Here is a 26,127-nt window from a genome sequence, read left to right as displayed (position 1 = left end):
ACTCCCATTGTAAACCTAACTTCTCCTTTATGAAAAAAAACATGTATTACCGGACGGTCTTCCGTCGCCAAAACGCTATCAAAGAAGGTTTGTATGGTCTTTTCTTTTCGATCTGTTCTGTTCCCCGCCTTCTCCTGGAAGTGTTTATCCGCACCAATTTTGGCGAGCGTTATTTTTCCTTTTCGACGGGCATCCTTTGGGCAACGGTCCTCGCCTTGTTACCCATTCTCAAAAATCTAGGGATACAGGTTATCACCAGACGATGGGCCGCGGAACCTTTCGACATTTTCTATTTCCTACTGCACGATTTGACCTGGTATCTCTTTCTGGCAGGTTTTGTCGGTATGTGTATCGACCGTGCACGTGAGGTCGCACGGCTTCCCAATGTCTTTGACTTTGCCAGGTTTAGCCTATCGACCGGCCATATTCACAAAGGGTTTCTCAACTATCAACCTTTCGGGAAAAGGCTATCGGTGCGCACGATTGAAACCATTATCGAGCCAGGCTTCTTCTTTGTAATTGGCTTAGTGTTATGGCTTACCCAACAACATGTCGGCATCCTGATAGTGTTTTGCAGCATTTGTTATTCTGTCAGCTATATGGCCGCTTATCATCGCGGCGATAATTTCGTGATGGACCAAATCGACGAGATGATCTTTAATGAAGAGGTGACCAACTCCTTTATCGACGGCCTGACGCCGAACGATTCACGGGGTGTGAACTATTACGGGCGCAAACCGGCCGATCCGGAAATGCGCCGTCGCATGGCAGAAAATTTCATCGAAGATAACGATATCGCGGTCGCTTTATAGAGCCCTAAGCAGTGCTTAGGGGAGACGTCTGATACAAAAATATTACCATAGGACCAGCAACAACCCAGCACTGCCCAAGGGGATCTCTGCGCACTGCCCAACTTGTTGGAATTTACAAAAATCCAGGCGGGCTCCTCTTTAATAAAACGAAAAAATAAGTCCGGTTTTCAGTTCCTGTTATAAGCTCGATTTATGATACGGATGATACAAGCCAGTAATGCTGCTCACGCCAAAGCTTACTTCCAGAAAGCTCTCTCCAAAGCCGATTATTATATCAATGATCAGGAACTTGGTGGGCATATCCGGGGTAAGCTTGCCGAGCGGCTCGGTATTACCGCGCCAGCGACCCAGGACGTATTCTACGCATTATGCGAGAATACTGACCCAGCGACCGGCAAGCCACTGACGCCGCGTACCAAAGAGGAACGCCGCGTCGGCTATGACATTAATTTCCACTGTCCAAAATCCGTATCGATCCTGCATGCCCTGTCCAATGACGATCATTTGCTGAAAGCCTTCGAGGACAGTGTCTATAAGACGATGCTGGATATCCAGGCCGACAGCAAGGGCCGCGTCAGAAAGGACGGCCACTATGCCGACCGGCTGACGGGCGAGCTGGTCTGGGCGGACTTTGTCCACCAGACTGCAAGACCGGTGGAAGGCCATCTGCCCGACCCGCATCTGCATGCCCATTGCTTTGTCTTCAACGCGACCTGGGATGACCAGGAGAAGAGGATCAAGGCTGGGCAGTTTGGCGAGATAAAGCGGGATATGCCGTACTACCAGGCACGGTTTCACAAATACCTGTCCGATAATCTGATCGATCATGGCTACGGTATCAAGCGGACGGAGAAATCCTTCGAGATTGAAAACGTCCCGGAGCGTGTGATCGATCTGTTTTCCAAGCGCACCGACGAAATCGGACGTATTGCCAAAGAAAAAGGCATTACCGATATCGACGAGCTTGGCGAGCTTGGAGCCCGCACCCGCTCCAAAAAGCAGCAGGGTGTCGGCATGAGTGAGCTCAAAGCGGATTGGCGCAGACAAATCCGCGAGCTCGGACCGGAGGAAGACGGCAAGGGCGAGCGGATTATCCGCAATGCCCCGGAGAAAATGCTGGAAGTAGTACACGCCAAGGATTGCGTCGATCATGCGTTGCAACACGGTTTCGAGCGCGCTTCGGTCATGCATGACCGGAGACTGCTTGAAAGCGCCTACCGTCACAGCATCGGCCAGCGGACGATTTCGCTGGATCAGATATCCGATAGCCTGAATTCCGATCAGCGTCTTATGGGGATCAATGACCGTGGTCAGAAGCTTGTAACGACTAAAGAAGTATTGTCGGAAGAGCGGTATATGGTCAGGCTGGCACGGCATGGACAAGGAAAGCTCATGCCACTTTACACCAAATGCCCGGAGGTGATGCTTGACGGCCAGCAGGGCGAAGCCGTCAAGCATCTGCTGACGACGACGGACAGGGTATCGATCATTCGCGGAACCGCGGGCTCCGGCAAGACAATGCTGATGAAAGAAGCGGTCAAACATATGGAGGCGGCTGGCAAGAAAGTGACGGTCGTCGCGCCGACCTCGGAGGCATCGCGCGGCGTGTTGAAGAACGAAGGTTTCGCCGGGGCTGAAACCGTCTCTCAGCTCCTAGTTGAGAAAAAGATGCAAGAAAAGCTTCACAAGCAGATACTCTGGGTGGACGAAGCAGGACTGCTCGGCACCAAGGATATGACCGCCCTGCTTGAACTTGCCACGAAGCAAAATGCGCGACTGATCCTAGGCGGCGATACACGTCAGCACAGTTCAGTCGTCCGGGGCGATGCCTTGCGCATCCTCAATACGGTTGGCGAGATCAGGACTGCCGAGGTGAGCAAAATTTACCGGCAACGCAATGAAACATATCGGCAGGCAGTCGAAGATCTGTCGGCAGGCAATATCAAGAGTGCGTTTGAAAAACTGGACACATCCGGTGCCATCAAAGAAATCGATCCGCTTAACCCGAACAAGGAATTGATCGACGACTATATGTTGGCTATTAAAAACAAAAAATCGGCGTTGGTCATCTCGCCGACGCATCAGCAGGCGGAGGATGTCACAGGCTCCATCCGTCAAAAGCTGCGAAGTAGCGGTGAGCTCGGCAAACGCGAGATCTCCATCGAGCGGCTTGTGAACCGCAATCTGACCGAAGCGCAGCGAGCGGATTGGCGTAATATCAGTGAGAAGGATATTATCCAGTTCAACCAGAATGTAGCGGGCATCCAGCGCGGCAGCCGCTGGCAGGTCGCCAACAGCGATGATCACCATGTCCTGATCAAAGATGCCCGGGGCGAAACCCAGACCCTGCCGACGGATAAAAGCGCCTGTTACGATGTTTACCGCACGAAATCGCTCGAGCTTGCTAAGGGCGATAAAGTGCGCATTACCCGTAATGGTTTCGACGAGCAGGATAAACGGCTCAACAATGGCCAGCTTTTGCAAGTCGCCTCTGTCAAAAAGGATGGCAAAGTCGAGTTGTTAAGCGGTGACGGCAAAACCAGGTACAAGATCGGTAAGGATTTCGGACACATTGCCCATGCTTATTGCATTACCAGCCATGCATCGCAGGGCAAGACTGTTGACGAGGTTTTTATCTCGCAACCGGCAGCGACGTTTCCGGCGACCAGCTCCAAGCAGCTCTATGTCTCGGTCTCGCGCGGGCGCGACAAAGTGCATATATATACAGACGACAAGGAAGAGCTGCTGACACACGCGCAGCGCCTCGGCGACCGTCGGTCCGCCTTGGAACTGATGCAAAAGCAAAAGAATATACAAGCGGTGGCAGAGCAAGTCGCGCGCGAACGCCCAGCCCCACAAAAAGACAAAACCCCGGTAAGAGAGATTACCCCTAAATCGCGTACAATCGATATCGACTATGAGCCACGGATTTAAGTTGCGCTTCGACCAGATGCGGGAGAACGTTCCCGACAAACCCGAAGCCAAACCAGAGCCCAAATCTGCCGGTTCGGACGATGGAACCATGCACCCGATTGGTCACGCCCGTAACCTCTGCCTGGTTTGGCCGGATGGCAAACGGGCCTTTTATAATTACGCGTACCTGATCTCGGCGGAATTCGATGCAGGTGGCGAGGTGAACCATATACGCCTGGCGTTCTCCTCACAGAGCGTTCTCTTAAAAGGCTATGCTCTGGAAACCGTGTTCATGCAGTTGCTTGACCATCTGCCCCGTATTATTACTGCAATCGATCCCAGGTATATAACGGTGGATGGAGATTTGGAAAGTATTGTAATCGCTATTGAAATCGAAGCGGATGAAAAGTAATGCCGGGCAAGTTGCCCTGCCCGGCGACTAGCTTAGTTTTGGCGAGGCTCGTATTTAAAGGCTGCCAACGAGATTTTTTGACCGAAGATATTCAAGGAAATGCTGATCTTATCGCCTTCCTCATTCAGCCAGATGGCACCGATACGGTTCCAATTTTTCTTATCACTGCCTGATTTTTCGGTCGCGAAGAAAACAGTGTGGGTTGGGTATTTCTTTTCGGTTTGAGTGGTTTCGTTAGTCATCATCAAATCTCCTTTGTTTGTTGGTCGATGATGGCAGCGTTCATAGCGCATAAGGAGGTGACAGCTTCCCGGAGCGGAGCGGAGCCGCAGGTGATTTTTTTATGCAGTAAAAAATCAGGGATAAGCGTCGTCACAACCGTTGCGCTAAGCTGACAGCATATATCGACAGACAAAGAAAGGTGCATTTATATTACTGCATTAAACCTCTCCGAAAAGAAATATCGAACGCTTCGCCATCTCTACGGTCTCAAAAATGCAATGAAAGGATAAGTGTGTGACCAAGTTGCCGATTGCACACACAAAGATGGACTGTTTAACTGCTAATTTCGGGGCCAATCCGGCTGATAAGGCTGTTGACAATCAAGCGTAATGCAACTGCCGCCAGGCAATCTGCCCGGCTGACTTTCCCCGGTAAATACTGAAAATTCAGGTAAAAAAAGGCCGGACAGTATAATCTGTCCGGCTCGTAGATTTTCTATTCGTCGATCGGGGCTTCAAAATCAAGATCGATGTTAAGGTTATTGATACGGATTTGCTCCTGGATCATCTCTTCTAATCTCGCTTTCGCAATAGAAAAGGCCATAAGCGCTTTAAGCCCATCCGGAAAATCATCCGCTCCTGGCGGCAATGTAATCCGCATTCTATGCAGCAGGGCATCTTTAGGGTTGTTTTGATCAGTCATCATCAATTTTCTTTCTTTGTTAGTCGAGTAGATGATGGCAGCGTCAATAGCGCATAAGGAGGTGACAACTCCCCGAAGCGCAGTGGAGTCGAAGATGATTTTTTGTTGCAAATAAAAAATCAGGGATAAGTGTCGTCGTAACCGTTGCGCTAAGCTGACAGCGATTCGACGACCAACAAAGAAGTGTTCTTGTGACCGAAATTTGAGTGAGGAGATAATTTCGAAAGATTCGTCTCATGCTGAGAGCGTTTTGTGAGATAGGCTGGAAATTGACAGCCCACCCCCTAAATAATTTTCCGATCCATTCACGAAAGCATCTCGTCTGATATTACACAAGCTAACCTGGGACTGGTGTTCCTGTTCCGAAACGAATTTTTTTGAAGCAGTTATCAGCAGATCAGTGTCCATTTACGAACAATTCACGTCCAATTATGAATGGTTATTAGTATACTAAATTCTTATTTGCTTGGTAATTAAGCATTTAGTGTATTGGCACCAGATTTGCTCGGGAGAGGTGTGCGAGGGATACATTCTCGCTGAAAATTAATGATTTAGTATGAAGTTTTCCTTGCCGATTATCTGCATCCTTATTAGTACACCCCTTACAATGGTTGCCCAGAATAAGAATTTACCAAACTTCAATCGCACTTTACAACTTGAAGAAAACTCTGATACGACAATTAATGTAAGTTTTGGCGATTTCGACGGTGATAAACATCTCGACATTCTGTTAGTAAAGGGAGGACATTCACCGATCATTGACAGGATTTTGCTTGGTGACGGAAAAGGCGGAGTACGCAAGGCGTATGATCTAGGAAAGATATCAGATCGATCATATAATGGCGGCGTTGACGATTTTAATGGGGATGGCTTCCTTGATATCGCTATCAGTAATGAAAACCCGGACCGTAAACTAGTTTATCTCAATGACGGTAAGGGCAATTTTAAAATTGGCTCTGAATTTGGACTTCCTGAATGGCCGTCCCGGCACATATCAATCGCAGATATCAATAAGGATAAATTACCCGACATCATCATAGCGAACAGGGGAGATTCCGGACAAACGTCAAACTACATATGTTTAAATAAAGGGGAGGGACATTTCGATTCTAAATGCATCCCGTTTGCTCCTTATGCTGCAGTGACAATTACCCCGGCAGACTTTAACAAGGATGGTTTTATTGATCTTGTTGTACCAAACCGGGATGGCGGCCAGAGTTACGTATATCCTGGCAGTTCTGATATGACTTATTCTGACAATCATCGTATTGCATTCGGGCCTCGGGATGTTTCGGTACGTGTTGCAGCGGTAGCCGATTTTGATGGAGATAGTATGCTTGATATTGTTACCATAGATGAATCTAAAGGAGTAAATCTCTATTTTGGTCAAACAGATCAAACGTTTTCATCAGGTATTTCCTTGGCTGATCCGACAATAGTTCCGTATGGACTGGCAATTGCTGATTTGAACAACGACAAAAAAATTGACATCATTGTAGGCCACATAGAAGCACCGTCCACACTTTTTTTAAATGACGGCACGCGACGCAATTTCAAATCAATATCTTTTGGTGATTCAAATGGTACTGTCTTTGGTTTTGCAGTCGGGGATTTTAATCAAGATGGCAATCCTGACATTGCTGCTGCCCGCTCAGACGCCGCTAATGTTTTATATTTCGGAAGTTACCAACCTTAGAACAGAACGGGAAGCAACGTGCTACATGCTCGGCCTATCCTTCTTGTTCATCAAACTAAACGCTCAATCACTACTTTTTTTTGAAGCGCCTTTCGTGGTCTCGGAAAACATCCGAAAGTTGCGTTGTATCAACATACGTAAGCAAGGTTACGGTCTCATGTTCGAGTGTTTTGTGAGATGTTCCATGCTATGGCATTTTCTCCCAGTCATTCCATAGCTGAAGGAGAAAAGCCCGGTTCTGAATGAGTGCCGCCGAAATCATTAGATATTGATAGATTACTAAAACTGCGACTATGGGCTTATAAATTGATTTGTAGTTGTCAATTATCGGAAATGCAGCAAGATAGAAAGAAGCTCGTTTTGTAGGTTTTGCTACCTTACGATCATGCAGGTAATGAAGAATTGCTTTGATAAAAAAGCTTACGATAAGAAGGCGGCCGGTGATTGGGTTGAAAATATGCATGGAAATAGGCCTTAGTTACAGGCGAGCGCAAATTACTGAAAACTGATAATTTTACACTTGCGACTGTCTCTTAAAACGTCCTTTCTGAAAGACGGCTACCAACCATCCCGAGCAGACACAAAATTCGCCGTAGGGTTCTCAAATTGTGATCTCACTAATCAATGTATCAAATTCGAATAACCTCTTGACTTAACGAGACGAGTTTGGGTTCGGGTTTTACCAAATTTGACGTCACACGAAACTGCATGTAAACTCTACGGCTTTCTGTGCTTGTGATGCTGCTGAAAAAATAAATCGCTTGTCATCTCTAAGGACTTTTAACCAAGATTGAACATAAGCCGCATGTTGCTCTTCCGGCATAGGTTCAAAACCAAGAACTGCGCCAAGGAAGCATGATCCCAGTTCCGCAACCAATTCTTCCTTGGCATATCCTTCGTCACCAAAACGCTTACTGCCAAAATCTCGCCCCAGGCGTTTCGGATGCTTAGTCCAGTGAATAATCTCATGCGCCTCCGTGACGTAGTAATCCATAGCACGTGAAAAACTTTCGAAAGGTGGCATCTGGATACGGTCGGTACTTTGGTTGTAGGATGCCTGAGTGCCTGTATAAATTTCCGCTTTGGTTTTAGCAAAAAAATCTTCCAGTTCTGTGATGCGTTGTGGATGACTGACATCCTTCTTCTCTGGCAGGTTATAAAAGATTCCTGGCAAGCCATTGATTTGTGATGCATTGAAGACCGTGTAGGTTTTCAAATATGGAACATATTTGTTCTCGATCTCCCCATTAGCGTTTTCTTCTTCTTTGGTGATCTTGTCGGCATACACAATCTGTGTGCCCTTCTCGCCTTTACAAACTGACGCCTTTAAATCGAGGGCCTGCTTGAAAGTCATCCAATGTGGAAGACAATAGTTCTTCTCCGCCGCTTCCGCCCAAAGCATAATTGTATTGATACCGGTATAAGGAACATTGTTCCAGCGGAGTGGTGACAAAACCTGTCCCGCAAGATGCTCGCTATTCCAGGGCTTACGCCAGGTCAAATTACCTTTTTCCAGATCTGTAATCACCTTGTTGGTCACTCGAGTGTAGATATCAGGTTGTGTCAGTGATTTCTGATGGTGCGAATTAGATGTCAAAAGTGAATCTCCGTAGGTTGGGGTGACCGGGATTGAAAACCCGGCGATCAGGTGAGCGAACCGGCAAGAATTTTGGTCGCGCGAGGAATGCCAAAGGCAGGGGATAATTCTTGTTGGGGTAGTGAGCCGCGCCGGGTACAATCATGCGCCCACCCCGGCCTACGGAGAAATGCAGGTCAGATATTCGGCTGCATCAGATTTTCGCTATAAAACCAGGCCGTGTTTATGCATGTACCATTCATTTACACTGGCAAAGCCTTCATAAACCCGGTTCATTTTCAGATGCACAAGGCTAGGCTGATTTTTGACAAAGCTGTTAAGAATATTTGTTGCACGATGACCCGCCGGGTCGTTGTCCATCCAGGAATGCATCGTTTTGTAACCGTAATTCTGGATATATGGGGCTGCGAGTTGCGCATTGGAATTCGCATGAAGAACAAGGCTATCGTGCTCCCATCTGTCGTACCCCAAATACGTCAATACAGACAAGAAATCGAAAATATGTCTAAATACATGTACGCCCTGCGATGGCGATGGCGTACCTCGAAAAATTGTGACACCGCGAGGCTTGATGAAGCCGCTAAAAAAAGGATTTAGAAGCTCATATCCGTCACTCCCGTTTTTTACACCCAAGGCAATAAACGTTCTGCCGGTTTTGCGGTTGAACACTTTCAATTCTTTCATATAAAGCTGGGCCAGCGGCAATGATATCCCTTGCCGTTCCAGGTATTTGATCAACCCCAGAAACTGGATTTGCTTTATCGATTTGATTACAAGCGCGGGTTTTTCGTCTTTACCTGGTGAAAATACACCTTCATGAATGTGTGGATGAGAAAACCGGTCATCGGACATATTGGAGATCCACCGTGCTACATCTAACGGTGTATGGCCTTCGCCGGTGAATTTAAGATAGCGCTGTGCAAAGTCATCCAGGTTGCCACCGGCTGATATCGCATAGTCATACCAGCTGTTTGTATTGAAATAGACCCAAAAACTAGGTTCCGGCTCTCTGCAAATTGGCGAGCAATAAAGAGCCTTTGATTTACCAGTATATTCAGGCTTGATTTGAAGCTTGTCCAGAATTTTGGATATGGCTATACTATTCGCATGGTCCTTATCCATGACGGTTCTCCTAGAAAATAATGTGATTTAAGGGCACAGGGGAAGAAAAGTTTTCTCAGAACTTTTCTTCCCTGCTTTTTAGACGTAAAAATGACGATTTAGATGTTTGTCCAAATCGTCCTTGTGGTAGTGGATCTTTCGATGAATCAACCGCGGATTGAGATTATATCTTTTGATAGAATCCCAGACCCTCAACACACCTACTGTCGTGTTAAGATATGCCGCCGCACTTTCTCGATCCATGTAAAATTGTAAATCCGGTTGTTCGGTTTTCATTATAGCTCCTCAATCAAACGTTGGGTTCCTAGTCGGGTGATTCAATCACTGCCGACCATTCGTTGATAAAAGTTCTATCATAGATTGTCAATTCAGCCCGTTACTTTTTTTCGCGTTAACAGTGAGGACCTGACGATGCTAAGAACAAATATCATACGAATTTAAATTTTCGAAGGCTTCCTGGTTATTTGTTATGTATCACCATTAACGGGTGCTGATTTTTCTATGCACTTCGAAAATGTACTGCATAGTAATCCGGCTCACGCTCAGTTTCAGCATGTCACTTTCAGAATAATAAAGATTCATGATCAGTTCGGATTTTGAAAGGTTCTGAAACATTGCACTTGCGCGACGAAATTAAATTTCATCCAGCCTATAACTCAAAGGAGACGCTCAATGAATGATCAAACTCTTTTTTCATCAGTTGGCTTTCTGCGCCTGCCAGAAGTTTTAAAACTAATTCCGGTATGCAAGGCGACCTGGTGGAATGGTTGCAAGACGGGACGCTTTCCCAAGCCATACAAGCTGTCGCCAAACATTACAGCATGGAAGGTGGAAGATCTAAAAAAGTGCATGGAAGAATTTCCGTTTTCTCAGGCAAAATAATATTTACATTGTCCGCTGCGAATATGCGGTAGCCATTGACTATCTAAATCCGAGCTAGACCGGCCTACCTTCCACATTATCAATTCCCATACTTGTAAGAAATTGTTGCTAGGGTCTTACTGGATCCCTAGCAACTTTCCTTCTTTTTCGGCAGAGTCGTCAATATCATTGCATTAAATCAATTTCATTGTGCGGTGACAATGGTTCGAAGGACGTTATATAAGGACGCCTTTTCATTTGTCCCACCGAAAACATGCTGACAAACGTAATTTACATTTTAACCATCAAAACAATTTTTTCATGAACTATTTAAAAGCCTCACAGCTAGTGAAAAGCGCTATCGCGAACAAGCGACAGTTAAAAATTCAGAATACCGATACTGACTTTGAAATGATCATCGATCCCTATGTTTTCGGTGATGATTTTATGCAACGTCCATTTGTATGGGCCTATGTTCCTTTCAATGAAGTCTGGTACAAATTCCACTTTGACATCCTCGATAAGATTGCCATCAGCCAGTCACAATTTCACCCACAGGCCAATGTGCATTATTATTTCAGCGATGAGGAAACTTGGGACAGCTTCATCGATTCCATCCAGTTTTGGCGAAACTTTGGGCAGCACGACTCAGCCTTGACCTGTCAGCTAGGAGCCAAGCATCAGACATCGTCACTATCCCTATCGACCGACGCGAGATGCAAAAGACTTTCTGTCTTGCCCTGCTGAAATTTAACAAAGCGCGTCCGATTACTAGAGAATGAAGTGACTGGCAATCTTAAAAAATCTTACTAAGGAAGTTGCCTAGCCGCTGAAAGGCTTCTTTCTGCTCTTCTATCTGCGCTGCACGTTGATAAGTTGCAATGATAGGATCATCCGTTTTCTGATTGAGGCATTTTTTAATGATGTAAGGGAATATTCCTTGCTCTTGCATAATGGTAGCAGCTGTCCGACGCAAGTCATGTAGCACCCATCTCCCACCAGGCAACACCAGGGTTCGGTTTTCTTTTAACCGGGAAAACCGAACCTCTCCCTGTTGCCGGTCTGTAATTAATTTGGTCAACGTTTGGCGTGATAACGGCTCTCTTCCCGTCTTGCCTGGAAATAAAAAATCTGAATAGCGAAATTTTGCCAGAGCCTTCAACTGCATCAGTGCAAACGGTGAAAGATGAATCTGGTGAGACTTCGAATTTTTAGCATGAGCTGCTGGAATCAAAAAAATTCCAGTTTCCGTGTCAATATGCTTCCACTCGGCGCGAAGGATTTCACTTACTCGACAACCAGCCGCTAAAAGTAACAACAGGGCATGCTGATATTCCTGTCGCAATCCAGACTTTGGTAGCTGATCCGATAACAACTTTAGTTCTAGCTCGTCTAGAAAACGCTCACGAGGCTTTTCTTTTCCCCCAACTCGTTCCTTTTTCAATCGGCGTGTTGGGTCGCGGTCGATCAACTCTTCATCTTGGACATATCCGAAAAATTGTCGTAAATCGGACAGTAGCCTGTTTGCAGTACGTTTCCTTCCGCGCCTGAGTGGGCGGTCTAAGATCAATTTTATATCGTTTCGGTCAATGTCGGCTATTGCCTTTTTTCCAATGACAGGAAAAACATCCTTTTTAAATGCTCGTTCGACATCGTCTCCATTATCTTTTCGATTTTGCAGATCCGCCGTCTTCCAACTTTGAAAAACGGCTTCAACTGTGTTCCGTCTTTTTTCACTTTCCTTTATTAGCCGTTCTAATTCTTCAATCCGCTGCTTCTCGGATTCAATTAATGGATCGAAACCTGCGGACAAAAGATCGCGCTTTCGTCCGGCTAAAATTCTGGCCTGCTTTAAACTTGTATCTGGATATGTACCTATCGATTGCTTGCGGCGGCAATGGGTGACTGGAGAACTATATCTAAATATCCATTCCTTTGTGCCGTGGTTTCGAACAAATAGGTAAAGGCCTCCGCCATCGTTGTACATTTTGTCTGAAAACGAGGGCTGAACGCGATCAACTTGTAACGGTGATAGCATATGCTGGGCTAATTTGGGCATTCTAATCTTCCTAGTGTACCATCCTGTGTACCAAAAAGTGCTCAACTGAGATGGATCACTTTAAACCCATTTTCCCAATAAAGTCAATAAATATCAGATTGTTAAAGACACATCTTAGACCGGATTAAATCGCCTTAAATATCAATTATTGGAAATGGCATGCAAGAGGTCACCGGTTCAAGACCGGTTAGCTCCACCAGTATTTTCAACTATTTAATTATTGCAGTAAGATTTAAAGCCACCAAACATTTGGTCTCCGTGTACCAACCCGTGTACCAACCCGTGTACCAATAGAATCTTGCTATCTTTTGCTTTTCAATCGAACCATTCATTCATGGATAAAAAAGAAAAGGCCAGAAGAGTAACACTCGTTATCGAGGAGTTTGAGGGAATTATCCCTTTTACAGAAGTATTTTATCTCGAATCCTTAGGCTACTCCGCCAGCAGATGCGTCGAAGCCTTCAGGTATTACGAAGAATACATCAAAAACGGCTCGGATGCCGATGCAACTGCTGCTCTCATTCAGGAAGCCCTATCTCATGCGGCGGCTCTTTCTCGTTATTTTTTCCCAGCAACAACCAATGATCTGTCAGTGGCAAGAGGGAAAAAATTACGCGCTATCTTTAATGTCACCGATGACTCACTTCTAAAGACCAAAGATCCACGAAATGCAATGGAACACTTTGACGAAAGACTTGATCATTTTTTATTGAACGATTTGGCGGGAACATTGTATCCGAAAACTATGGTTAGCGATCACAGCAAAGCCGATGATAGTCTGGAATATATTTTCAAATTGATCGATGTTGAAAATGCCATTTTTGTTATCCTAGGAGAAAAATATTATTTCGGAGAAATTTATAGCGAAGTATTACGGATTTCAGATTTAGTGAGCGACATGCTGAAAAGTGGAGGAAAATTTAGGAAACCCTGAAACAAACGTCAAGAGAGATCCAGTGCTAGGATTCGACAGTGTCATTTAAGCTTATGATCTAAATGAGGCCAGTACGTTCGCATATTGATTTTACCCCCATTTTTACCCCCAAGCAAGTTTTTTCTATAGCTCTATCAATATATTATCATATCACCATTATCGGTCATGATACGTCATATACAGTCATTACAATTCACAACTAGGAGAATTTTGATGAAACTTTCACTCTTAGTTAAATCAATATAATCACAAGTAGCTGTCAATAGAATATCTGGGCTTACTGATATTTGTCAGTTTTATTGGCCAAAAAATTTAAACATTTCTATGATCTGCTACGTTTTAGAGAAGGTTCCGTCGAAAGGTAAAGTTTCCTTATACCATAATGATGTTTCTAAATCCTAGTGTCGATGGCCAGCTTATTTTTGCACTTCACAAATTACACAAAAGAACCGGAAGAGGCTCTGCCCGCCTTCGATGGTGCTGTTTCGCTTCTCGTAGATAAGGATCACTTAGGGTTAAATATACTGCCCTCGGTTGCTTCCATAGAGAAAAGGCTCGACTTTCCTCTCAATTGTTTGAACCCCCCTGCCGCAGCTGCTGTCAAAAGAAGAGCTCCTCCAACCCAGTAAGAAATATTTTCACGTCCCTCAGGAGCAAAGGTTACAGCAATTACGGCAACAACGACGAGACATGCCGAGAGAGTAAGGCTTAATCTTTTTGTCTTTTCGGATTCCTTAATAAATGTTTCACGGAGGCGAGTTGTTTCTTCAATGTGTATCTTATGAAGGCGCGTTGTTTCTTGAATGTATACTTGCTTAGTAATTGGGGTGGTATGAATACTTGCTAGCATTTCGTCAATGCCGTCGCGGGTTGCCACACGTGAATCCATGAGTCCAAAATTCTCTTTTTGTATTATTCTCATAAGGCTAAATTGTAAAAAATAAATGCCTGACTGAATATTGCTCTTCGCCATCTAACTAAAGCATTTTGCAAAAAAGCCGAATCCGGTATATGCAATTACAGTTCCGACTTTGACCCTCTTCTTGTTATTGTAATCAAAGTTTACTGCGGGAATGACGTCGACTCATTAATGTCCCTCACGATGAAAAGTTACAAAAAATTTCTATTAAAATCGGAATGATCGGTTAGAAAATTTCGACGACATGCATCAGCTCCAAAGGGATCTTCTTCATTATAGACTGCCGCAGGAAAGAAAAACTCATCTGAAATGACTACAATCATTGCACGCCTCTTTAACGATTAAGTATCAATTTCCAATCGTATCTCATCAGGAGATTCGATGAAAATTGAAGTTTCAAAGCCGTCCAGTCTCGACTCTCATCCACTCATAACGGTCTGGTCGCCAGTTCAAGTCTGGCCGGGCCCACCATGTTTTCAATGACTTATTTCAGTAGGTATATGCTGCTAAAATTCTTGGGGTTACACAAGTGCTAGTTTTCACAGATCAGGAACGAGTGTTGCTGATCTGTAAACATACTTTTGCGGTAAAATAGTATTAAATTATTGTAAAAAACCTCACCCTAATCAGTCCTCAATAGTATGGACTCTATATCATTAATCATTATTCGTAAGAGCGTGTTTAGTCACTGCAAAGATGGTACAATCCCCTTTCTTCGCAATGCCCAAACACGCTCTAAGTAATTGCTAAGACTTGTATTTTACATCGACCGAGCTATGAATTAGTAGTGAAAATAAAAAAGCGATTGGAAAAAAATAGGCCAAATAAAAAATATTTCTCCAAATAGGGTAGGTCCATACGTTCAAAAAAAGGCCAATCAAGCAAAAGACTATCACCATCGTAATTTCAAAAATGAATATTTTTGAAATTAAACTATTTACATTCCTATAAATTATAATAGCATTGTAGGGCAATAATACAAATACTAGAAAAAATACAGGTCCGACAATAAAAACAGTACCCCAAATCAAGCTTATGTATTCAAAAAATGACCCTGAATAATTGGAGTGATTGTTCAATATTTCCATGGAAATATAATCAAAAACAAGCTTTATTATCGGAATTATCGTAAACGCCAATACAACATTTATCCAAAGTCTCTTCCACATAGTTTAAAAGATTAAATACAATTTTTATTCAAAGCGCTAATTGGCTTTCTGCCTTCTAAAACATCTTTGACCAAAGTCCAATCGGGACGCATTTTAACTGGATTTCTAACTATGGCATTCCCACCATGCCCTCTAACAAATGTACGAATATTTGTCATGAAACTATTCCAAAGCTTGTCTGCCTCCGAGAATGGGATACCAGTATATTCCTGAAGTGCTGTTCCTTCCCAGTTTGTTATCCTATCTACACCTCTGGTATAAAAAACTACTCCCTCCGTCGTAACGTTGTATCCAACCGCACGATTGCCACTAACGGGATGATCTCCGTATTTTGGGTCATGAATAGTAGTAAACATAAACATATCCGGGTTTGATTGAGATGTAACTACGGCACCGTTATCTGGCCCGGTTAAATCTATTCCTATGATAGCGCCCTTTGGATTGCTAGAATTCCATAATGCTACGTCATTATAACCTAGATATTGATAAGGTGAAAATGTGGCACCAGTGGTGAAGGTATTAAGGTTCAACCGAATGTACTCTAGAAATTGTGATGGCGTTAATTGCACACCGTCTACGGTCGGCATACCGGTGACTGTCACCGGGAAATAGTCCATATTAACAACAGGGCTATGGGCATCGTCAATGTCCTGTACATGGGAGATATCCGCGTAGGAAAGTCTTAAATATGATGAACCCCCAAGTGGAACAACACCATGAATAGTCCACAATTTGTCCATTATCGCCTGCTCCGGTTTGAATCTAGCGGTCGCAAGCCATTGGTTCAGCAACGCACACTCCTCAGAATAAAGTGCAAATGGCTTATTTGCGATCTGATTCCTTAACGATGCCGGCGTAATCGTAGAAATCGGTATGATGATTATTGGAGGCGTATCGCCACTACAATCTGTTTCTGTATTAGCTATTCCGTTAACAATCCAGCTGCCACCATATGTTCCGTTTGCACACATTGGCGGGAATGATGGATAAGCGCACATATTTTCACCGCGTGTCTGTGCGGTATTGACGCCACAATCATAGCTATACCAATTACAAGTATAAATTGTAATACAGGCGGATGTCTTTGCATTTTTTGCTTCCCCAATGACATTACCAATATTCTTTCCATGTTTGAAAGAATTAAATATCGTGTTGTTTGTTTCCAAGTTACGAAGTGATGCAATTCCAGTAAAATCCGAAAGGACAAAATCTCCAGGCTCATTTGAAACGAATTGGGCAACATAGTATTCATTTTCCTTTCCAAGTTTGACAACAAAGAATTTCATCGAGCCCTTATGTCGTCCATTTAGGATTTTATTAGTTTTAGTATTTTTGGCTTGCGGATATAGAGGTACATATATAAAATTTGCGGTGCCTCCAGAGCTTTGATTACTAGCTTCAACCCATTCAGGAGCCCATGATAACATCAAGGTGTCGTTCAACACGTCGGACAATTTTCTCTCATATTTTGCTGTTTCGAAATGCTGTTTAATTGAAAAAATATCATTTTGTTCTAATATAATTGTTTCATTAGGTTCGATATTTTGCTTACAGGAGTAAATAGCAAGGGTTAATAAAATTATCAGGTATTTTAATGTTTGTTTCATTATTGCCAATTGTTTAAATGAGTTGTAGTCATTTTAAAATATTTCTTCTTTTATCTAAAATTTGAAACATATTTTTATGAAATGCAGATTTTGTCACTATGTAATATCAACTAATAATATTTTGTATTTACTAGATCCTATTGTGCATTCACAATTTGTACGCAGTTTCACTTATTATGTATTTGATGGCTTTTATATGGCTATAATCTTGTCGTTTTTAAGATGTTTATTATAAGAAATAGGTACTTCTAATTACTTACCTCGCGAGATGTAACCGTATGCAAATATACAAATAGTTAGATAATTCTTGTAAATATAATTCTATATATAAAGTAATATTTTTTCGACAAATTTATTTTATGGTTTGGATTTTTGGTACAATCGTTTGTGCTAGTTTGAAAAATCTCTTAAGTATTGATTTACAATTGTTTGCGGACGTTATTATTTTCCTCCGCTGTTCGTGAATAGTTAGAGGCTTGGGATTTTCTTTTCTGTTAAGCAACTCCAGGATGCAGAATTGTTCACAAAGGCACCTCCATAATACCTGACGAAAGGATCGATCAAGAATATCTAGCTCTGTGTCAAAATCGGACACTTATTTTTAGAATATCGCCCACATATAAGTCCCGGAATTGAAGCTGGGTCAAGCCGTTCAGTAGCCTTCGGCTAGATCTCAAATCACCTTAGCAATTTTTATTACTACCCTACTTATTCTTGTGACGAACAATAAGTTCAAATATTTATTAGATTGGCTTTTGAAAACCTTTATGACATGGCCGAACTGCCTGAGTACTTTGCACTTGATGGGACGGAATTGAGCTCAACATCCAACAAAGAACAATGGGCGGGCGGAAAGTTTTCCAAATTTCTTTTCCTGATGACGAGAAAGATCTTTTCATCCATCGTCCAACTATCGCTAGTGGAAATAAAATGTGGATGTCGATACCGGAGGGGAGACAGGACAGGGCTATCCCCATCGGGGAAGAAATAATTAGGTTTTACCGACGTTTGGAACGACAGCAAAAAGAACTGTAATCATGTGCTATTATAACGGTCAGAAAGTAACGAGGGCGGAGTATATTGAGCTGATGAAGCTTGAAAAAACAATTGCAGGCATTCAGGAATTGAAGCGACCTACGGTGTTGGGTCCCGAATCTCCGCCGGTGGTCGTTTTAAAACCAAATCAGGATCGAACCGACTTTGATATCACGACCATGCGATGGGGCTTTATCCCCAAAGGTATCCGAAATATGGAGCTGGTAAAGAAGTTTGAAAATGGTTTTAAAAAAGAGGACGGGACATTCCAGACAGGCTACGATACGGAGAATGCGCGAGGCGAAGAGCTGCTTTGGATCAATCCAAAAACAAACAAGCCCAAAATTTTCAAGGATGCTGCGCTAAGCAATCGCTGCCTGATCATTTCTCATCAATAGTACGAATGGCACCAGTCTGTTATCAAATGCAAATATAAAACATGGTAGGTAAAGGACAGAATAAGTAACAGATTTGCTGAAAAAATCATAATTAACTCTTGATAGTCACTAAACAATAGGACTGCATCTCCTTTTTTACCGATTATCAACACCCAAACACCTCCAAACAATAGTAGTCCAATCTGGAACATATTTTTTTGATTCATCAAGCCTGATGTCAATTGCGGCTTTGGTAATCTCGTTGAAAGGTCGGTCTCGAAAAATATAGGAGGGTTCGGATGTTGATTTCACCATATAAAGAATATAAATTATTATTACGACACAAACCAAAATTGAGAAACATGCTATGGTGTTTCTGATTTTCCTTTTAAAAGCTCCTGAACTAAATTGAAATTTGTACTTCGAGAGAGGCTTTTTTGACATAGGCAACTCAGGATTAGGGTCTTCTAACTTCCTTTTACGGTTCCTCATGTACTAAAAATAATTTGAGCTTGTGCAAAACTCTTTTATGACACAGTCCTTGAATTGAAATTCAATAGTCCAAATTTAACTATTTATAAAAATTTACAACTAAGTATGTGCTTGCATTTAAAACCTCTCAACGGCTGGAATTTGCTTAGGAAGGTGATATCGCTGATGAAGTATAATTTTAAGTGTGTCTCGTAATTTCTTGTATTTGTTTGAGCTATGTCGATGTGGCAAAATACCCAGGAAGCCGGTTTTCAAGCAGGTATCCATTTTCTTACACTATGCTTTTCTAAAAGTTGGATTTTGACAATTTATATTTTTGGGTTATAGCCAAAATTGTCGTTTTGCGTGTTAAAGATGGGATATCTGGAATTATTATATCCCATTTTCGACTACCTCGCAATCACTAAATTTTCAGATGGTCCCTGTCCATCCGCAGTCCGGCTATTAGCCTTCTTTCTCTTCTTTTCTAGCCGCAAGGGCGCAACCACTAGAAAGTTTTTATGGATTATATCCTGTAATGCGGAAATAATCCATAAATTAATAATCCATAAATTTGAAATCTAATGCCACCAGAATGAAAAAGATATTTTACACAATTGTCTCTGAGGAAATGGTCTGGCTTCACTACTATGACGCCTTCAAAAACAAGCATTTCAAAGAGCTTTTAGGAAGGGAAGCGAGAGAATTCATTAAAGGACTCAAAACCGTTAACAAAAATGAAGGAGACCATCAACACTCTTGAAATGGCTATCAGGCAGTTTTGGCCTGAGGCTGTGATGCTTCGACGCTATAAATACAGGATTGGCGAACCTGCTTCATATTGGTTTTTCTTAAAACCGGGTTTGATGGATCTGATTAGAGTATTTCCCAATAGGGACAATACCAGCTTTTACCTTTCCTGTTTCCGCTGCTCTGATACTGACACTATTGAAAAATTTACCTTTGACCTCGAAAGGTCCGGCAATGATATGATGATGCTGCCATATAGTACGCAAAATCTGGAAGTCCTCCTCACTGGTGGGGAGTTTTTGATCCGAAAAGTCGGCACAATAAGCAAGCATGATATGTTACTTCCGGCGAATAGCATTCAATTGATTTCATACGCAGCTAATGGATTCAGCTAAAATGTTGCCTGAGAGCTGAGCTCTGTGGTATTTTTACAGCCGACTATAATGATCACATGAAGATTTCCGACTACCTCGCCGCTAAAATAGATGAACTTCCTGAAAGCTGCATATTTACTGCGGACGAATTCGCGAATAGCGAGTTTAAGGCAGTTTCCTTGAGGAAACATCTTGGTTTCATGGTTCAAGCCGGGGAAATAGCAAGATTTTCGAAAGGCAAATTCTATAAACCCGAAGAAACCGTTTTTGGATTACTTGGTCCTAACGAACAAGAGATCATGAAAGACCTGCTTGTTAGAGATGGCAAACGTATAGGATATCAAACAGGATACCAGATTTTTAACAAGTTGGGTCTTACAACCCAGATCAGTTGGCTTTTCCAAATAGGTTGTAAAAACCGGAGAGCTAGAATAAAGCGCGGGCATTGCACAATTGCATTCATTAAACAGAACAATGAAATTACGGAGGATAATATTCCATTTCTACAAATTTTAGATGCGGTTCGATATATAAACAAAATGCCTGAAACGAGTGAAAAGGATGTTCTGAAACGGCTTATTGCTATTTTAAAGGAACTTTCGGATAATCAGATTGAAGAGGTTATTTCCCTTTCAAATAAGTATACTGCTGCAACCCAAAGAGTGCTTAAGAGCCTACTTGCCGAAAGAAAACAGGTATAGCGATTTAGAGTGCTATATTTTCCAAGATCACTTCATTCCTGTCCAGTGTCGCCGAATAGATTGTCGGCAGATTATTTCAGTACCCCCAGTTTCCCTTGCAGCAAATCAAACTGTTGCTGATGCTTTGCCGGATTGTTTTTTTTGAGCGTATTCAGGTTCTTCAATTTCCATTGGATGGAAGGAAATTTTTCAAAATCGTAAATTGTCCAATCCGGTTCTGCCTGGTTAAAACTGAGGAGAAAAGCTTTATCTCTATCGGTCAAACTTTCTTGGACGACGCTGACAAGGCGCGCTCTTACAGTCTCGTACTCTTCATAAGTGAATTCTTCATCGCTCATTCCGGAAAACTGGTTAGCTAAGGCGGAGCGGTGATCCTGGAAATTGGGCGTGATTATTTCGTGGATAGGTCTGTCACTTCCCAGCAAGCAATAAATAAGACCTCTTCGAATATCATCAGAGAACCCCTCATTGTCTAAAAGATATTTTACATCAAAAAGATCACGCGGATGCTGCCGGTCCAAGGCCGCGCAGATCTTCCCGCCGTAAAGTTGTGCCAACGGAACTACGGGAACGGACACAAACGCTTCAAAATCAGATTGTGCTTTGGCGCATAGCGGCAGTTCTTCGACCTCTCCGATTATTCCTCTGCCAACCAGATTGACCTCCAGCTTTACCTCTAATCCTTGGTGCATGATCAAAAGTTTGCCTGCATCCTGCCTGTGTTGAATTCTTATACCTGCGATCATGGCTTCAGTCCGGCGTTTGATCAATATGAGAGCTTCACTGATTTTATGCAGGGACGTTTCTCTGTCTTCGACAGGCACATAGGTAAGATCAATATCCACTGAGAGTCGCGGCATGTTGCGAACGAACAGGTTTATGGCTGTTCCCCCGTGCAATGCGAAACACCCAGCTTCATTGATGAGAGGTATGACCTTGATAAGAAGTTCAACTTTTTTCCTGTACGTTTCAAACATAATTCACCAGCTCTTTTGGAATACTGATCCGGTATTTGGCGTTATAAACACCGTGCTTTACAATGCTTCGGTCGCCGGTGCCCAGGTCTATCATTTCTAAATCCAGGTATTTCATAACGGGCAGCCCTGCTTTCTCGGCCATAAACAAAAACAACCTTTTAACACGCACTGAACTACATGCAACCAAAAGCCGCTGCATAAGCTCGGGTCTTAATGTTTGCTGTCCTTCCAAGATCTGATAACATTCCAGCAGATCGAATGCTTTTGGACTTATATACAGGCATTCAAGGATTGCACGCTCAGGAGCAGACACTTTTAATTCGATACTATAGTGGTTGTAAGTGCCGACGCCGACTCCTTCCGGAAATGTTGATGTTTTGACGTGATGTATGGGATTGCCCCAATTAAAATCGGTAAACCACTTCGGCAAGTGTTCGTTCAAAGCAGAAAATAAAAATACAGGTTCTTTTCCTAAACGAACATAGTGCCCCCCGCCTCTGATCGAGAATGCGGTTGGGCCACCGACATGCACATCCAAATAAAGCTGTTTTTGAAGACTTGCCACAGCTCCGTACCACTCCACTGATTCTTTTGGTCTCTTATAAGCACCTGTGCCGACAGCTTCTATCCAGCCACTTTGCTGATAGCGTTGCACTAATTGCCGGGATACACCTATTTCTTTGAGCCATGCCGATGTGGCAACATGGCCTGGAAGCCAGTTTTCAAGTAAATTCTTTATTTTTATGACATTTTGTAAACTCATAGTTTACTTATATTACAAATTTTAAAGACCGTCAAGCAAATTACGATAATCTCATTAAAAATAACTAATTATGTATACTTGAAGTTTACAATTTATAATATTTTTAATGCACGAACTTTCCTTTTGGACAAATAATAGGCTTCTGCGCTCACTCTCTAGGCGTAGGCAAGCTATGCCTGGCGAACCATTGAAAATTTCTTGCAGCCACAATTTTTTTATCATAAATATCCTTGGCAATAACGTTCAACCGTAAACCGGCAAGTTCGGCCCTCACCCGTGATAGTTCAATCTCGCCTTCCTGTTCTGCGAAGATCATCCCGAATACTTCGAGATATGCACCTGGGAGGATAACCTTGGGAGTTTCAGGTGAAATCTCGGTATCATGGTTGTAAGATTTCGGATCTAACGTCAGACATTTTTCAATATCAGGATATTCAGCTCCGTTCTTTACAAACGACAGCCCCTCGACGATCAAGGGGCCGACGCCATTATTCTGTAAGTGTACAAAGAGATGCCCCTGTCTGTCTCCCAAGACGATTTGGGGAATCGGTTTAAGAGATTTGGCATTGTGCCTGCGCTGAAGATACAATTCAAAAAAGGTCGCAAATAAAGCGCAAAGGGAGATCACAAAAGACAAAAGATGCCGCCTTCCCCACAGGATTGGGACTAAGTAAGCCAACAGAAGCTCAGTCTATCTTCTTATAATCTCGCAACAATTTCAACCGTTCTTTTGCCTGAAGCTCGTAATAAAGAGGTATAAAGTGATGATAAAGGCTGCATTGCGGGTCTTTTCGGTCAACACGGTAAACCGGGCAACCGCTGGTACAGACAAACCGATATCGGCATTTGTGACAGTCTTCTGACCGGTCATCCTCTGGATGCACCCCTTGATCGATCATGTCGATCAGATCCAGATCATTGTCAAAAATGGACTGCGAAGATTGGCTGTTATCCCCAAAATGGACATGGCAGTATTTCAGCGATCCGTCGGTATAAATCGCGCCGCCTGAGAATCCCGAAGCACATGTCTGAAAGCCTAGCTCGTTGGGTTTGAGATCACAAAATTGAAAGCGCCTGGAAAATTGCCACCCTGTTTTGATAGCTTCCTCCATCAGAAGAAAGGACTCCGAAAGATTTTTTTCCAAACCTTCCGAATCGATACTCTCGCCCTTTACGATAGAGTAACGGAATGGAACATTAAGCTTAATAAGATATTGCGTCAGATCGGGTAGCCCTTTCAGGTTGTCGTTATTGACTACCGTGGTAACTGAAACAGGAATTCCGGCGTCTAACAACCTAAGCAAGTTATCATTGACTACATCGAAAGACCCCGTTCCAGATCGGAATTTTCGTGACAGATCATGCACTGGCCCAATTCCATCCAATGAGATACCATACGTAATGCCATACTGAATGGAAAAATCGACAATTTCCTGGGAAAGTATTGTCAGATTAGTGATGAAAGCAAAGTCAAGTTTGCAACCAACAGTATCTAAAACAAGCCTAGCCTCTAGGATAAAGACTTTCCAGGATTGAAACTGGGTCAATGGTTCTCCACCAGCCAGCCGGAATTTAACATGTTTGATTTTACGTTTGACGGCCGTATCAACCAGTTTTTGCAAAAGCTGGTTTTTTACAGCCTCTGTCATTGCTCTTCCCTTGTTGAGCGTCGAGATATAGCAATAACCGCATCCCAGATTACAGGCATCGGTAGTATGTATCCAAAAATTGAGGGACGTGGCTTTTTCCGGTTTTTGCGGTGTGCTGAAATCATCATCAAATCTGATAATTTCAGATTTGGCCATCGCAAGCATAAATGACTCCAACGAATTCGGATCGAGCGAGATTTCCTCAGAAATATCCGCCAAATCATCTCTGCCGTTTACCCTTTTGAGTATCTGACTCTGAGTATTATTAAGTACCCGCAAAGAATGCGGAGAACTGCAATTAACTGCAAATGCATGATGTTGGTCAATTTGCCGCAGCAAAAGGCCGGGAGCCAGTCGCGGTATCAATCTCTTCTTCATCACCAGCAGACGTATAACTGACACAATCACAATTTGCATTCACAGAAGAGATATTTGGTGATCCCTCGCCCGGAATTGTACTCAGCAGTGCGACATCATCAAAAAGCATATCGTTTTCGTTTATCAGGGCCATATTATTGAGAATTTATGTGATCAATTTTAACCTGTTCAATAATGTATACACAGTGCTTGGATGCCAGTGACCTTCGCCGCGAAAGGTGGGAGTACCAATGCGGTTGAGCTCTTTTGATATCGCACGAACAGTAACTATTCCCTTTCGCCGTAAGCGGATCAACGTAGGGCATATCTTTCTGGCAAACCTTTCCGCAGCCATTCTATTTATAACCGCCAGCACCTTTCCGTTCTGTCCCAGTTGCACACCCCTGAGCTTCGCTGCGCCTAGTGCATCTTTCGTCGTTTCGCTTATCCGCTGACGCTGCTCTTCTGCTACCGCTGCCAAAATATGAATTGTGAAACGAGTGGCATGCGGATTATCGGTCACTATGATTTCAACTTCGGATTTTATCAACCGTGCGATTTGTTCAACGTCCCGACCTAACCTATCAAGCCTTGCTACTATGAGCGTCGCATTCGACTTTTTACAGAGCTGTAGGGCCTCAAAAAGCCGAATCTGGCACTTGCGGGTTGATTTAACTTCCATTATTTCGTTGCTCAAATGATACCCATTTGCTTTGCAGTAGCTTTTTACCGCCGCCTGTTGGGCATCCAGCCCCAAACCGCTTTTGCCTTGCCGTTGTGTTGAAACGCGATAGTACGCAACTGCTTGTTTCATAGTCATTTGAGCCCTGTTCTGTTCGGAGGTAAACCATCGTTTATATTTGAACAGAATTGCGTAAAAATCTGGTTAGCGAATGCCGTAATGCGGTTGATTTGAAGGGGGAGAGGGACGAGAAAGCAGGAGTGTTTTGTACGTGGGTAAACGATCGTTTACCCACGTACAAAATTTTTACAAATAAATTTTTTTAAGGCAAAATTGGTCGAATACTTCAGGTAAAAATAAAAGGATAACCAGCAAAATTTCAATTCTCCTGGTACGGTTGCGGCGAGGTCCTGCGGCTGATGAGCTCATTGAGTTTAGAATTTTAATTCCACTGCGGGACGATTGAGGCTGCCCCTTGGCTTACCCGTGACAAATGGAATCCTGAATTTCAATTCCACTGCGGTACGATTGAGGCACGAAATGTTTTAGCCTTATTGATCATCCTGTTGCATTTCAATTCCACTACGGTACGATTGAGGCGTATGAAAATCTTGGAACATTGCCATATTGACACAAATTTCAATTCCACTACGGTACGATTGAGGCTCCAACAACTGCAAGAGCCCACACTGGAAGATGAGTATTTCAATTCCACTACGGTACGATTGAGGCGAATTTCCTGAATGGCATGGTAATCATGCATCTTTCATTTCAATTCCACTACGGTACGATTGAGGCATAGTTTGGCGTTTGAATACTCAGCTAATACATCAAATTTCAATTCCACTACGGTACGATTGAGGCCGAATTGTCGTTCCTGGACCGGACAGAAGTAGAATCATTTCAATTCCACTACGGTACGATTGAGGCGCTCATACAATTCCCGGGCAATCGAGCGGTTAATCT

Annotated in this window: 24 protein-coding genes and 1 CRISPR repeat array; of the genes, 11 read left to right on the top strand and 13 right to left on the bottom strand. The window is 43.2% G+C overall.

Annotated elements, in window-relative coordinates; all coding sequences use genetic code 11:
• The first annotated feature begins 29 nt into the window (after positions 1-29).
• The 3 genes from AC1XUF_RS30775 (at position 30) to AC1XUF_RS30765 (ending at position 4,137) form a co-directional block, all read left to right on the top strand.
• Entirely contained in the window at positions 30-812 is a 783-nt protein-coding gene (locus tag AC1XUF_RS30775) for a hypothetical protein (protein WP_483345717.1), read from the top strand.
• Between the two features lie 192 nt (positions 813-1,004).
• Entirely contained in the window at positions 1,005-3,746 is a 2,742-nt protein-coding gene (gene mobF, locus AC1XUF_RS30770) for a MobF family relaxase (RefSeq protein ID WP_483345716.1), read from the top strand.
• Complete coding sequence (locus AC1XUF_RS30765) at positions 3,730-4,137, top strand: hypothetical protein (RefSeq protein WP_483345715.1); 408 nt, start codon at positions 3,730-3,732, stop codon at positions 4,135-4,137. Before mobF ends, AC1XUF_RS30765 begins: the two co-directional genes overlap by 17 nt.
• Before the next feature lie 32 nt (positions 4,138-4,169).
• Here the strand turns inward: AC1XUF_RS30765 and AC1XUF_RS30760 are convergent, their stop codons facing one another.
• Together AC1XUF_RS30760 and AC1XUF_RS30755 are read right to left on the bottom strand one after the other, a co-directional pair.
• A complete protein-coding gene (locus tag AC1XUF_RS30760) occupies positions 4,170-4,382 on the bottom strand; it encodes a hypothetical protein (protein WP_483345714.1) in 213 nt (70 codons plus the stop codon).
• 472 nt (positions 4,383-4,854) lie between these two features.
• The gene (locus AC1XUF_RS30755; protein ID WP_483345713.1) at positions 4,855-5,172 is read right to left on the bottom strand and encodes a hypothetical protein; all 318 of its coding nucleotides are present in this window, start codon (positions 5,170-5,172) and stop codon (positions 4,855-4,857) included.
• A gap of 445 nt (positions 5,173-5,617) precedes the next feature.
• On the opposite strand from AC1XUF_RS30755, the gene AC1XUF_RS30750 reads away from it, so the two are divergent.
• The gene (locus AC1XUF_RS30750; protein ID WP_483345712.1) at positions 5,618-6,757 is read left to right on the top strand and encodes an FG-GAP repeat domain-containing protein; all 1,140 of its coding nucleotides are present in this window, start codon (positions 5,618-5,620) and stop codon (positions 6,755-6,757) included.
• A gap of 694 nt (positions 6,758-7,451) precedes the next feature.
• Here AC1XUF_RS30750 and AC1XUF_RS30745 read toward each other — a convergent pair.
• Both AC1XUF_RS30745 and AC1XUF_RS30740 read right to left on the bottom strand, forming a co-directional pair.
• Complete coding sequence (locus AC1XUF_RS30745; protein WP_483345711.1) at positions 7,452-8,354, bottom strand: ArdC family protein; 903 nt, start codon at positions 8,352-8,354, stop codon at positions 7,452-7,454.
• A gap of 204 nt (positions 8,355-8,558) precedes the next feature.
• Positions 8,559-9,476 carry a toprim domain-containing protein gene (locus AC1XUF_RS30740; protein ID WP_483345710.1) on the bottom strand — a complete coding sequence of 306 codons (918 nt, stop codon included), beginning with the start codon at positions 9,474-9,476 and terminating at the stop codon, positions 8,559-8,561.
• Positions 9,477-10,148: 672 nt separating this feature from the next.
• On the opposite strand from AC1XUF_RS30740, the gene AC1XUF_RS30735 reads away from it, so the two are divergent.
• Both AC1XUF_RS30735 and AC1XUF_RS30730 read left to right on the top strand, forming a co-directional pair.
• Complete coding sequence (locus tag AC1XUF_RS30735) at positions 10,149-10,358, top strand: helix-turn-helix transcriptional regulator (RefSeq protein ID WP_483345709.1); 210 nt, start codon at positions 10,149-10,151, stop codon at positions 10,356-10,358.
• Positions 10,359-10,658: 300 nt separating this feature from the next.
• Positions 10,659-11,084 (top strand): hypothetical protein, encoded by a 426-nt coding sequence (locus AC1XUF_RS30730; RefSeq protein WP_483345708.1) that lies wholly within the window; start codon positions 10,659-10,661, stop codon positions 11,082-11,084.
• 49 nt (positions 11,085-11,133) lie between these two features.
• Here AC1XUF_RS30730 and AC1XUF_RS30725 read toward each other — a convergent pair whose 3' ends face one another.
• Positions 11,134-12,375, bottom strand: a complete 1,242-nt coding sequence (locus AC1XUF_RS30725) for a tyrosine-type recombinase/integrase (RefSeq protein ID WP_483345707.1) — start codon at positions 12,373-12,375, stop codon at positions 11,134-11,136.
• 355 nt (positions 12,376-12,730) lie between these two features.
• Between AC1XUF_RS30725 and AC1XUF_RS30720 the strand changes: the two genes are divergently transcribed.
• The gene (locus AC1XUF_RS30720; protein WP_483345706.1) at positions 12,731-13,330 is read left to right on the top strand and encodes a hypothetical protein; all 600 of its coding nucleotides are present in this window, start codon (positions 12,731-12,733) and stop codon (positions 13,328-13,330) included.
• A gap of 505 nt (positions 13,331-13,835) precedes the next feature.
• On the opposite strand, the gene AC1XUF_RS30715 is transcribed toward AC1XUF_RS30720, so the two are convergent.
• On the bottom strand, positions 13,836-14,303 hold the full coding sequence (locus AC1XUF_RS30715) for a hypothetical protein (protein WP_483345705.1): 468 nt from the start codon (positions 14,301-14,303) through the stop codon (positions 13,836-13,838).
• Positions 14,304-15,429: 1,126 nt separating this feature from the next.
• Positions 15,430-17,025 (bottom strand): hypothetical protein, encoded by a 1,596-nt coding sequence (locus AC1XUF_RS30710; RefSeq protein WP_483345704.1) that lies wholly within the window; start codon positions 17,023-17,025, stop codon positions 15,430-15,432.
• A 1,037-nt stretch (positions 17,026-18,062) separates the two neighbouring features.
• Between AC1XUF_RS30710 and AC1XUF_RS30705 the strand changes: the two genes are divergently transcribed.
• The 4 genes from AC1XUF_RS30705 (at position 18,063) to AC1XUF_RS30690 (ending at position 20,733) form a co-directional block, all read left to right on the top strand.
• Positions 18,063-18,458 (top strand): SOS response-associated peptidase family protein, encoded by a 396-nt coding sequence (locus tag AC1XUF_RS30705; RefSeq protein ID WP_483345703.1) that lies wholly within the window; start codon positions 18,063-18,065, stop codon positions 18,456-18,458.
• 1,045 nt (positions 18,459-19,503) lie between these two features.
• Positions 19,504-19,671: a hypothetical protein gene (locus AC1XUF_RS30700; protein WP_483345702.1), complete on the top strand. Its 168-nt coding sequence runs from the start codon at positions 19,504-19,506 to the stop codon at positions 19,669-19,671.
• Positions 19,646-20,053: a hypothetical protein gene (locus AC1XUF_RS30695; protein WP_483345701.1), complete on the top strand. Its 408-nt coding sequence runs from the start codon at positions 19,646-19,648 to the stop codon at positions 20,051-20,053. The genes AC1XUF_RS30700 and AC1XUF_RS30695 overlap by 26 nt, the downstream gene beginning before the upstream one ends.
• Positions 20,054-20,109: 56 nt before the next feature.
• Entirely contained in the window at positions 20,110-20,733 is a 624-nt protein-coding gene (locus AC1XUF_RS30690; protein ID WP_483345700.1) for a DUF6088 family protein, read from the top strand.
• A gap of 71 nt (positions 20,734-20,804) precedes the next feature.
• Here AC1XUF_RS30690 and AC1XUF_RS30685 read toward each other — a convergent pair whose 3' ends face one another.
• From AC1XUF_RS30685 to AC1XUF_RS30660, 6 genes are all read right to left on the bottom strand, one after another.
• The gene (locus tag AC1XUF_RS30685; RefSeq protein WP_483345699.1) at positions 20,805-21,710 is read right to left on the bottom strand and encodes a nucleotidyl transferase AbiEii/AbiGii toxin family protein; all 906 of its coding nucleotides are present in this window, start codon (positions 21,708-21,710) and stop codon (positions 20,805-20,807) included.
• The gene (locus AC1XUF_RS30680; protein WP_483345698.1) at positions 21,703-22,473 is read right to left on the bottom strand and encodes a type IV toxin-antitoxin system AbiEi family antitoxin; all 771 of its coding nucleotides are present in this window, start codon (positions 22,471-22,473) and stop codon (positions 21,703-21,705) included. Before AC1XUF_RS30680 ends, AC1XUF_RS30685 begins: the two co-directional genes overlap by 8 nt.
• A 148-nt stretch (positions 22,474-22,621) precedes the next feature.
• The gene (locus AC1XUF_RS30675) at positions 22,622-23,101 is read right to left on the bottom strand and encodes a hypothetical protein (RefSeq protein WP_483345764.1); all 480 of its coding nucleotides are present in this window, start codon (positions 23,099-23,101) and stop codon (positions 22,622-22,624) included.
• Between the two features lie 58 nt (positions 23,102-23,159).
• Positions 23,160-24,341: a radical SAM protein gene (locus AC1XUF_RS30670; protein WP_483345697.1), complete on the bottom strand. Its 1,182-nt coding sequence runs from the start codon at positions 24,339-24,341 to the stop codon at positions 23,160-23,162.
• A gap of 103 nt (positions 24,342-24,444) precedes the next feature.
• Entirely contained in the window at positions 24,445-24,633 is a 189-nt protein-coding gene (locus tag AC1XUF_RS30665; protein ID WP_483345696.1) for a hypothetical protein, read from the bottom strand.
• 12 nt (positions 24,634-24,645) lie between these two features.
• The gene (locus tag AC1XUF_RS30660; protein ID WP_483345695.1) at positions 24,646-25,293 is read right to left on the bottom strand and encodes a recombinase family protein; all 648 of its coding nucleotides are present in this window, start codon (positions 25,291-25,293) and stop codon (positions 24,646-24,648) included.
• Between the two features lie 307 nt (positions 25,294-25,600).
• Positions 25,601-26,091: a CRISPR direct-repeat array (repeat unit 30 nt; unit sequence ATTTCAATTCCACTACGGTACGATTGAGGC).
• Between the last annotated feature and the right edge of the window lie 36 nt (positions 26,092-26,127).

It is taken from the genome of Dyadobacter sp. HNCC25DJ185, from assembly GCF_056895195.1.
The sequence above is the reverse complement of the archived record's forward strand: the minus strand, read 5'-3'. Positions and strand labels throughout refer to the sequence as shown.

Bases quoted from the DNA above. Each gene is read 5' to 3' on its own strand.
- AC1XUF_RS30775 (WP_483345717.1), top strand. From the start codon at position 30: ATGAAAAAAAACATGTATTACCGGACGGTCTTCCGTCGCCAAAACGCT.
- AC1XUF_RS30660 (WP_483345695.1), bottom strand. From the start codon at position 25,293: ATGAAACAAGCAGTTGCGTACTATCGCGTTTCAACACAACGGCAAGGC.
- AC1XUF_RS30765 (WP_483345715.1), top strand. From the start codon at position 3,730: ATGAGCCACGGATTTAAGTTGCGCTTCGACCAGATGCGGGAGAACGTT.
- AC1XUF_RS30740 (WP_483345710.1), bottom strand. From the start codon at position 9,476: ATGGATAAGGACCATGCGAATAGTATAGCCATATCCAAAATTCTGGAC.
- AC1XUF_RS30690 (WP_483345700.1), top strand. From the start codon at position 20,110: ATGAAGATTTCCGACTACCTCGCCGCTAAAATAGATGAACTTCCTGAA.
- AC1XUF_RS30760 (WP_483345714.1), bottom strand. From the start codon at position 4,382: ATGATGACTAACGAAACCACTCAAACCGAAAAGAAATACCCAACCCAC.
- AC1XUF_RS30715 (WP_483345705.1), bottom strand. From the start codon at position 14,303: ATGGCGAAGAGCAATATTCAGTCAGGCATTTATTTTTTACAATTTAGC.
- AC1XUF_RS30730 (WP_483345708.1), top strand. From the start codon at position 10,659: ATGAACTATTTAAAAGCCTCACAGCTAGTGAAAAGCGCTATCGCGAAC.
- AC1XUF_RS30665 (WP_483345696.1), bottom strand. From the start codon at position 24,633: ATGGCCCTGATAAACGAAAACGATATGCTTTTTGATGATGTCGCACTG.
- AC1XUF_RS30735 (WP_483345709.1), top strand. From the start codon at position 10,149: ATGAATGATCAAACTCTTTTTTCATCAGTTGGCTTTCTGCGCCTGCCA.
- AC1XUF_RS30685 (WP_483345699.1), bottom strand. From the start codon at position 21,710: ATGTTTGAAACGTACAGGAAAAAAGTTGAACTTCTTATCAAGGTCATA.
- AC1XUF_RS30695 (WP_483345701.1), top strand. From the start codon at position 19,646: ATGAAGGAGACCATCAACACTCTTGAAATGGCTATCAGGCAGTTTTGG.
- AC1XUF_RS30710 (WP_483345704.1), bottom strand. From the start codon at position 17,025: ATGAAACAAACATTAAAATACCTGATAATTTTATTAACCCTTGCTATT.
- AC1XUF_RS30725 (WP_483345707.1), bottom strand. From the start codon at position 12,375: ATGCTATCACCGTTACAAGTTGATCGCGTTCAGCCCTCGTTTTCAGAC.
- AC1XUF_RS30750 (WP_483345712.1), top strand. From the start codon at position 5,618: ATGAAGTTTTCCTTGCCGATTATCTGCATCCTTATTAGTACACCCCTT.
- mobF (WP_483345716.1), top strand. From the start codon at position 1,005: ATGATACGGATGATACAAGCCAGTAATGCTGCTCACGCCAAAGCTTAC.
- AC1XUF_RS30720 (WP_483345706.1), top strand. From the start codon at position 12,731: ATGGATAAAAAAGAAAAGGCCAGAAGAGTAACACTCGTTATCGAGGAG.
- AC1XUF_RS30700 (WP_483345702.1), top strand. From the start codon at position 19,504: ATGAAAAAGATATTTTACACAATTGTCTCTGAGGAAATGGTCTGGCTT.
- AC1XUF_RS30680 (WP_483345698.1), bottom strand. From the start codon at position 22,473: ATGAGTTTACAAAATGTCATAAAAATAAAGAATTTACTTGAAAACTGG.
- AC1XUF_RS30705 (WP_483345703.1), top strand. From the start codon at position 18,063: ATGTGCTATTATAACGGTCAGAAAGTAACGAGGGCGGAGTATATTGAG.